The following is a 7982-nucleotide window of genomic DNA, read 5'->3' on the forward strand; positions in this document are numbered from 1 at the left end:
TCCCCGGAGCCCGCCGCCGCCCCGCGGTCCGCCGGCGCGCGGCAGCGCCGCTGGGCCCGGCGGCATCCGCCGGCGCTGGACGCCCTGATCGCCCTGCTCGTGCTGGGCTGCATGGTCGCCGGCTCCTACGTCGACCCGCACGGGCCGGGCGGGGCCCGCCTTCGGGGAGCGGACGCCCGACCCGCCCAGCGTGCTGCTGATGGCGGCGGGGGCCGCCGCGCTGGTGGTACGCCGCCGGGCCCCGCTGCGGGTGCTGGCGTTCACCTCCGCCGTCACCGTCGCCGAACTGGCCGGCGGCGACCCGGCGGGCCCGGTCGCCATGAGCGCCGTCGTCGCCCTGTACACGGTCGCCGCCCGCACCGACCGGCCCACCACCTGGCGGGTGGGCCTGGCGACCATGGCGGTGCTCACCGGCGCGGCGATGGCGTGCGGCCCCGACCCCTGGTACGGGCAGGAGAACCTCGCGGTCTTCGCCTGGACCGGGATGGCCGCCGCCGCGGGCGACGCGGTCCGCAGCCGCCGGGCCTTCGTGGACGCCATCCGGGAGCGGGCCGAACGGGCCGAGCGCACCCGGGAGGAGGAGGCCCGCCGCCGGGTCGCCGAGGAGCGGCTGCGGATCGCCCGCGACCTGCACGACGTGGTGGCCCACCACATCGCCCTGGTCAACGTGCAGGCCGGGGTCGCCGCCCACGTCATGGACCGGCGGCCCGACCAGGCCAAGGAGGCGCTGGCGCATGTGCGCACCGCCAGCCGGTCGGCGCTGGAGGAGCTGCGTGCCACGGTCGGGCTGCTGCGCCAGTCCGGCGACCCGGCGGCCCCCACCGAACCGGCCCCGGGCCTGGCCCTGCTGGACGGACTGCTGGCGGGCTTCCGGCACGCCGGGCTGCCGGTGCGGCTGGTCCGCGCCGACGAGGAGCCGCTGCCGTCCGCCGTGGACCTGGCCGCCTACCGGATCGTCCAGGAGGCGCTGACCAACGTGCGCAAGCACGCCGGGCCCGGCGCCCGCGCCGAGGTCAGCGTGGTGCGCTTCGGCGGCGCGCTGGAGGTCACCGTCCTCGACGACGGCGGCGGCCGCACCCCGCGCGGCGCCGACGCGGACGGCGGCGGGCACGGCCTGCTCGGCATGCGGGAGCGGGCCGCCGCGCTGGGCGGCCGGCTGACCACCGCACCCCGCCCCGGCGGCGGCTTCCGGGTGCAGGCGATACTGCCCCTGACCGGCCCCGGGACCTGACCGGGCGCTCGCGTACGGGGGAGGGCGTGTGACGATCCGGGTGCTGCTCGCCGACGACCAGGCGCTGCTGCGCAGCGCGCTGCGGATGCTGGTCGCCTCCGAGCCGGACATGGAGGTCGTCGGCGAGGCAGCGGACGGCGCCCAGGCGGTGGCGCTGGCCCGCGAGCTGCGGGCCGACGTGGTGCTGATGGACATCCGGATGCCCGGTACGGACGGACTGGCCGCCACCCGCCGCATCGGCGCGGACCCGGAGCTGGCCGGGGTGCGGGTGGTGGTGCTGACCACCTTCGAGGTCGACGAGTACGTGGTGGAGGCGCTGCGGGCCGGCGCGTCCGGCTTCCTCGGCAAGGGCGCGGAGCCCGACGAGCTGCTGGGCGCGATCCGGATCGCCGCGGCGGGGGAGGCCCTGCTGTCGCCGGCCGCCACCAAGGGACTGATCGCCCGGTTCCTGGCGCAGAGCCCGGACGACGGGGCCGAGGGCCGGTACGCCGAGAAGCTGGCCGTGCTGACCGCCCGGGAGCGCGAGGTGCTGGTGCTGGTCGCCGGGGGCCTGTCCAACGACGAGATCGCCGGCCGGCTCCAGGTCAGCCCGCTCACGGTGAAGACGCACGTCAACCGGGCCATGGCCAAGCTGGGCGCGCGCGACCGGGCGCAGCTCGTGGTCACCGCGTACGAGTCCGGACTGGTCCGCCCGCGCGGCGACTAGCCGCCCGCCCGGCACGACGCCCGGCACCCCCACGGCGACCGGCGGCCCCCGCCGTACGCCCGGCCCCGCGCCGGCGCTCGGGGCGACCGGCGAGGGCGGCTTCGTCGTGGGTGCGCGGCCGAGCGGGCCGCGACCCGCGGTGCGGAGTGCGCCGAACCAGCCCCGACGGCGACGGCGAGCCCGAGCCGGCCCGCGCCTGAGCGGCCCGGATACGACGAGGAGGGGCGCCCCGCGACATGCGGGGCGCCCCTCCTGCGTACAGCCGGCCGCCGCTACGGCAGCGCCAGCATCCGCTCCAGTGCCAGCTTGGCGAAGCTCTCGGTCTCCCGGTCCACCTCGATGCGGTTGACCAGCTTGCCCTCGGCCAGCGACTCCAGCGTCCACACCAGGTGGGGCAGGTCGATGCGGTTCATGGTCGAGCAGAAGCAGACCGTCTTGTCGAGGAAGACGATCTCCTTGTCCTCGGCGGCGAAACGGTTCGCCAGCCGCCGGACCAGGTTCAGCTCGGTGCCGATCGCCCACTTGGAGCCGGCCGGGGCCGCCTCCAGCGCCTTGATGATGTACTCCGTCGAGCCGACGTAGTCCGCGGCCGCGACCACCTCGTGCCTGCACTCGGGGTGCACCAGCACGTTGACGCCCGGGATGCGCGCCCGCACGTCCTCGACCGACTCCAGCGAGAACCGGCCGTGCACCGAGCAGTGCCCGCGCCACAGGATCATCTTCGCGGCGCGCAGCTGCTCCGGGGTGACCCCGCCGTTGGGCTTGTGCGGGTTGTAGACCACGCAGTCCTCCAGCGACATCCCCATGTCGCGGACCGCGGTGTTGCGCCCCAGGTGCTGGTCCGGCAGGAAGAGGACCTTCTCCCCCTGCTCGAACGCCCAGTCCAGCGCCCGCTTGGCGTTGGAGGAGGTGCAGATGGTGCCGCCGTGCTTGCCGGTGAAGGACTTGATGTCGGCGGAGGAGTTCATGTACGCGACCGGCACGGTCGCCTCCGCGACGCCGGCCTCGGCCAGCACGTCCCAGCACTCGGCGACCTGCTCGGCGGTGGCCATGTCGGCCATCGAGCAGCCCGCCGCCAGGTCCGGCAGCACGACCTTCTGGTCGTCGGAGGTGAGGATGTCGGCGGACTCGGCCATGAAGTGCACACCGCAGAACACGATGTACTCGGCCTCCGGCCGCGCGGCCGCGTCCCGGGCGAGCTTGAAGGAGTCACCCGTCACGTCCGCGAACTGGATGACCTCGTCGCGCTGGTAGTGGTGGCCGAGCACGAAGACCTTCTCGCCCAGCTTCTCCTTGGCCGCGCGGGCGCGGGCCACCAGGTCCGGGTCGGAGGGCGACGGAAGGTCGCCGGGGCACTCGACGCCCCGCTCGCTCTTGGGGTCGGCCTCCCGGCCGAGCAGCAGCAGAGCGAGCGGCGTCGGCTGGACATCCAGGGGCTGGGCGGTGGTCACAGCACGCACCTACCCTTTCTTCCACAGTCTTTTCGTCTAATTGACGCTATCCATGATAGCCGGTTCACGTCACTTTGACGATGGCCATTGTGTCGATGTGACGCACCCCCCTGCCGGAAGCCGGTGCCCGCCCGCGAGCGGGTGTGCGAGCATGAAAGGACGAGCGAACCGGCGGCAGGCGACCTGCCCGGCGCCGATCCCGGCCGGGCGGCCCGGAATGAAACAGCCGCCCCGGCGGTTGCACCCGTCGGCAAGCAGTCTCCGTACAACCCGGGAGAGAAGCAGATGTCCGTATCGGACGAGAAGACCACTGTCAGCGACGGCATCCTCCTGTCGGACGCCGCCGCGGCCAAGGTCAAGGCCCTGCTCGACCAGGAAGGCCGCGACGACCTGGCGCTGCGCGTCGCCGTTCAGCCCGGTGGCTGCTCGGGCCTGCGGTACCAGCTCTTCTTCGACGAGCGCTCGCTCGACGGTGACGTCGTCAAGGACTTCAACGGTGTCCGGGTCGTCACCGACCGGATGAGCGCCCCCTATCTGGGCGGCGCCTCCATCGACTTCGTCGACACCATCGAAAAGCAGGGCTTCACCATCGACAACCCCAACGCCACCGGCTCCTGCGCCTGCGGCGACTCCTTCAGCTAGTCCGCCCCCGCGCGCCGCGGCCGGCTCCCGGCACCGCGGCGCGGCGAGGCGAGGCAGCGGAAGCACGACGACGGCGGCCCCGGACACCACGTCCAGGGCCGCCGTCGTCGTACGCGCTGTTCGTCGTACTCGCCGGCAGCCGCCGCGCGGGAGGCAGCCTCCCTGCGCCGGGCAGTCGGCCCTTACTGCCGCTTCACCCGCTCGCCGCTCGGCGCGTCCACCACGCGCCGGTCGCCCACCGGCGCCTTCAGCGTCACCTGCGCCGACTGCTCCTTGGCGATCGCGATGCAGGCCCGCCCCGGGCGGGTCGCCCGCTCCGTCACCGTCAGCCGCACCTGCTCGGCCGACTCCTCGGCCCGCAGCGTGAACGTGGAGCACACCCCGCCGTAGAACCGGGCCGTCAGGATCCGCCCGTCCTCGGTGAACGACTCCACCCGCCCCGGCGAGGCGGCCGCGGGGTCCGACGCGCCCGGCTCCGGCGCGTCCGGGGGCGCCGGGGACGCCGACGGCGCGGGGGCCAGCAGCTTCGGGTCCACCGCCGGATAGGTGATGGTGAACGGCCGCTCGCCGGCCTGCGGCCGCACCGAGAACAGCCAGGACGGCACCAGCACCGGCCGCCCCGAGGAGAAGTGCGCGGCCAGCCCGAACACCGCCCGGTCCACCGTCACCCGCTGCCTGGGCGCGGGCGAGGCCGCCGGAGCGCAGGTCACCCGGCCGTCGTCACCCGGCAGCGCCTTCTTTCCCGGCGCCGAGGGGCCGGCTGCGTCCTCCTCGGCCGGCACCGGCGTCGCGCAGCCGCCGATGGACGGCGGAGCGCCCTGGGCCGGCCGGTTCAGCAGCTCCAGCGCCCGCTCCGCGCCGATCACCGGGTACTCCGCGTCCTTCGCCGGGGCCGCCAGCCGCCCGCTCGCCCCGGTGACCCGGCCGTCCGGCCCCACCTGGACGCCGGTGGACCAGCCGTAGCTGGGCAGCCCGCCCACCACCGGATCGGCGTTGACCGCCCGCACCGACCCGGTGACCTGAGTGGCGTCCGTCGCCGCGTCGCCCTGCCCGGCCGCCGCCAGCACCGGGGCGGCCGCCTTCCGCGCCGCCTCCTCGCTCACCGGCGCGCCCCCCGTCCCCTCACCACCGCTGCCCCGGGCCGTGCCGCCCGCGCCCGGGTCGCAGATCTTCCCCTTCTGGCAGTCGTCCCCGGTGGACCCGTCCGAGCCCCCGCCGAACGCGCCGTACGACCAGGTCCCCGGCGCCTGCCGGGCCACCTCCAGCGAACCGCCCGAACCGTCGGCCTCCGGGCCGACCTTCCACACCGCGCCGACCGCCCGCGGCTCGCCGCGCAGGCCCAGCGCCCGGGCCAGCGTCCGCGTCTGATCCGCGCTCACCTCGCCGCGCGCCCGGTACACCGGCGCGCGCTCCGGGCCCTTCGGCAGCGCGCCCGAGGCCACGTACACCACCCCGGACGGGTCCGGCTCGCCGGGCGCGATCCCGCCGGAGCCCCCGGTCCCGCTCGACACGGGGGCGTCCGCCCCGGCCGCCGCGTGGTCGTCCAGCGCCAGCGGCGCGGGCGACGCCGCCAAGGGCGCGGCCGCCGGGCCGCCCTTGCCGTCCCCGGGGGCGGCGGCCAGATAGGCGCCGCCGCCCCCGGCCAGCAGCACCGCGGCCGCCACCGAGGCGACGACGATCGGCGAACGCCCCCGGGAAGGCGGATCCTGGGCCGGGCGTTCCTTCTCCGTGCCACCACTCACCGCAAGCTCCTTCGACCGCCGGGACGCCGTCGCCCGGGACACTCCTGGGACGGCGGCGCCCGGCGACCGGTTCCCCGAAACGGCCCGCGGTCGCGCCGAAAAGAGGCAGGCGGCCCCGCGCCCGTCAGACCCCGTACGCCCCGATGCCGTCCACCAGCCTGGCGGAGGCGGGGGAGACGACCACCCCGTGGATCAGCGACGGCGGCACCGGGGCGGGCGCGGAGCGCACCGGCGCCGTCCAGTGCGGCGCCATCCGCGCGCTGCGGCCCCTCAGCTCGGCCAGATCGTGATCGTCCTCGGACACCGTCTGCTCACGTACCGCGTCGTATACAGCCATATCGGCACCGTACGCAGCAGGAACCGGACCGAAAAAGCCCTACTATCGGGTAGTTTTCCGCGCCGGGCGCTTCGCCGACCCGATAGCCTCAAGCGACCGACTCCCCCTGACTCCGCAGGAGCACAGCCGTGCGCATCGCAGTCACCGGCTCCATCGCCACCGACCACCTGATGACCTTTCCGGGCCGCTTCGCGGACCAGTTGGTCGCCGACCAGCTCCACACGGTCTCCCTCTCCTTCCTGGTCGACAACCTCGACGTGCGCCGGGGAGGGGTGGCGGCGAACATCTGCTTCGGCATGGGGCAGCTCGGCGCCCGGCCGATCCTGGTCGGCGCGGCCGGCGCCGACTTCGACGAGTACCGCGCCTGGCTGGACCGGCACGGCGTGGACACCGAGTCGGTCCGGATCTCCGAGGTCCTGCACACCGCGCGCTTCGTCTGCACCACCGACGCCGACCACAACCAGATCGGCTCCTTCTACACCGGCGCGATGAGCGAGGCCCGCCTCATCGAACTGAAGGCCGTCGCCGACCGGGTCGGCGGGCTGGACCTGGTCTCCATCGGCGCGGACGACCCCGAGGCGATGCTCCGCCACACCGAGGAGTGCCGCGCCCGGAACATCCCCTTCGCCGCCGACTTCTCCCAGCAGATCGCCCGCATGGACGGCGAGGAGATCCGCACCCTGCTGGACGGGGCCACCTACCTCTTCTCCAACGAGTACGAGAAGGGGCTCATCGAGGCCAAGACCGGCTGGAGCGACGAGGAGATCCTCGGCCGGGTCGGCCACCGGGTCACCACCCTCGGCGCCCGCGGCGTGCGCATCGAGCGCACCGGCGAGTCCGCCGTCGAGGTCGGCTGCCCCGACGAGGAGGCCAAGGTCGACCCGACCGGCGTCGGCGACGCCTTCCGCGCCGGCTTCATGTCCGGTCTGTCCTGGGGCGTCAGCCTGGAGCGCGCCGCCCAGGTCGGCTGCATGCTCGCCACCCTGGTCATCGAGACCCTGGGCACCCAGGAGTACGCCCTGCGCCGCACCCAGTTCATGGACCGCTTCACCAAGGCGTACGGCCATGACGCCGCCGCCGAGGTCCGCTCCCACCTCGGCTGAGCGGCCCCGAGGCTAGGACGTCCGGCGGACCGTGTACGCCGTACCGCGCTCCGCCGGGCGCTCGCCCACGTACTCCTGACCCCGCATCCCGCACCAGGCCGGGATGTCCAGCCGGGCCGCCTCGTCGTCGGACAGCACCGTCACCAGCCCGCCCACCGGCACCTCCCCGAACACCTTCGCCAGCTCTATCACCGGGATCGGGCACCGCCGCCCCAGCGCGTCCACCACCAGCTCCGCACCGCCCTGCGCCGGTGCGCCCGCCCGCGCCTCCGCCGCCACCGGCGCGCCGAACCGCTCCCGCACCCCGGTCACCGCCCCCGGCAGCACCTCCAGGAACCGCTCCACCTCGGCCTCCGCCGTGCCGGCCGGCAGCGACACCCGGACGTTCCCCTCCGACAGCACCCCCATGGCGCGCAGCACATGGCTGGGCGTCAGCGTCGAACTCGTACACGAGGAGCCGGACGAAACGGAGAAACCGGACCGGTCCAGCTCGTGCAGCAGGGTCTCCCCGTCGACATAGAGACACGAGAACGTCACCAGATGGGGCAGCCGGCGCACCGGGTCGCCCACCACCTCCGCGTCCGCCACCAGCTCCGGCACCCGCGCGCGGATCCGGTCCACCAGCTCCCGCAGCCGGGCCGCCTCGGCGTCCGCCTCCGCCCGCACCGCCCGCAGCGACGCCGCGGCCGCCACCACCGCCGGGATGTTCTCGAACCCGGCCGACCGCCCCGACTCCCGCTCGTCCGCCGCCCCCTGGGCCGCGAACCGGG

7 protein-coding genes and 1 pseudogene are annotated in these 7982 nt (G+C 75.1%); 4 read left to right on the top strand and 4 right to left on the bottom strand.

Annotated elements, in window-relative coordinates; all coding sequences use genetic code 11:
* Together C6N75_RS14080 and C6N75_RS14085 are read left to right on the top strand one after the other, a co-directional pair.
* Positions 1-1231: pseudogene (locus tag C6N75_RS14080) on the top strand (sensor histidine kinase); the annotation flags it as partial.
* 28 nt (positions 1232-1259) lie between these two features.
* Positions 1260-1937: a response regulator gene (locus C6N75_RS14085; RefSeq protein ID WP_105869235.1), complete on the top strand. Its 678-nt coding sequence runs from the start codon at positions 1260-1262 to the stop codon at positions 1935-1937.
* 272 nt (positions 1938-2209) lie between these two features.
* Here C6N75_RS14085 and nadA read toward each other — a convergent pair whose 3' ends face one another.
* A complete protein-coding gene (gene nadA, locus C6N75_RS14090) occupies positions 2210-3397 on the bottom strand; it encodes a quinolinate synthase NadA (protein ID WP_181160468.1) in 1188 nt (395 codons plus the stop codon).
* Between the two features lie 276 nt (positions 3398-3673).
* Here nadA and C6N75_RS14100 point away from each other — a divergent pair, with 276 nt between their 5' ends.
* Positions 3674-4030: a HesB/IscA family protein gene (locus C6N75_RS14100; protein ID WP_105869238.1), complete on the top strand. Its 357-nt coding sequence runs from the start codon at positions 3674-3676 to the stop codon at positions 4028-4030.
* Positions 4031-4212: 182 nt separating this feature from the next.
* Here C6N75_RS14100 and C6N75_RS14105 read toward each other — a convergent pair whose 3' ends face one another.
* Positions 4213-5772, bottom strand: a complete 1560-nt coding sequence (locus C6N75_RS14105; RefSeq protein ID WP_105869239.1) for a hypothetical protein — start codon at positions 5770-5772, stop codon at positions 4213-4215.
* Positions 5773-5896: 124 nt separating this feature from the next.
* On the bottom strand, positions 5897-6109 hold the full coding sequence (locus C6N75_RS14110; protein ID WP_105869240.1) for a hypothetical protein: 213 nt from the start codon (positions 6107-6109) through the stop codon (positions 5897-5899).
* Between the two features lie 128 nt (positions 6110-6237).
* Here C6N75_RS14110 and C6N75_RS14115 point away from each other — a divergent pair, with 128 nt between their 5' ends.
* On the top strand, positions 6238-7212 hold the full coding sequence (locus C6N75_RS14115; RefSeq protein ID WP_105869241.1) for a carbohydrate kinase family protein: 975 nt from the start codon (positions 6238-6240) through the stop codon (positions 7210-7212).
* Between the two features lie 12 nt (positions 7213-7224).
* On the opposite strand, the gene C6N75_RS14120 is transcribed toward C6N75_RS14115, so the two are convergent.
* A partial coding sequence (locus C6N75_RS14120; protein WP_146132562.1) for a cysteine desulfurase/sulfurtransferase TusA family protein occupies positions 7225-7982 on the bottom strand: 758 nt, incomplete at its 5' end.

Source organism: Streptomyces solincola, assembly GCF_002982015.1.
GTDB lineage: Bacteria > Actinomycetota > Actinomycetes > Streptomycetales > Streptomycetaceae > Streptomyces > Streptomyces solincola.

Bases quoted from the DNA above. Each gene is read 5' to 3' on its own strand.
- C6N75_RS14100 (WP_105869238.1), top strand. From the start codon at position 3,674: ATGTCCGTATCGGACGAGAAGACCACTGTCAGCGACGGCATCCTCCTG.
- C6N75_RS14110 (WP_105869240.1), bottom strand. From the start codon at position 6,109: ATGGCTGTATACGACGCGGTACGTGAGCAGACGGTGTCCGAGGACGAT.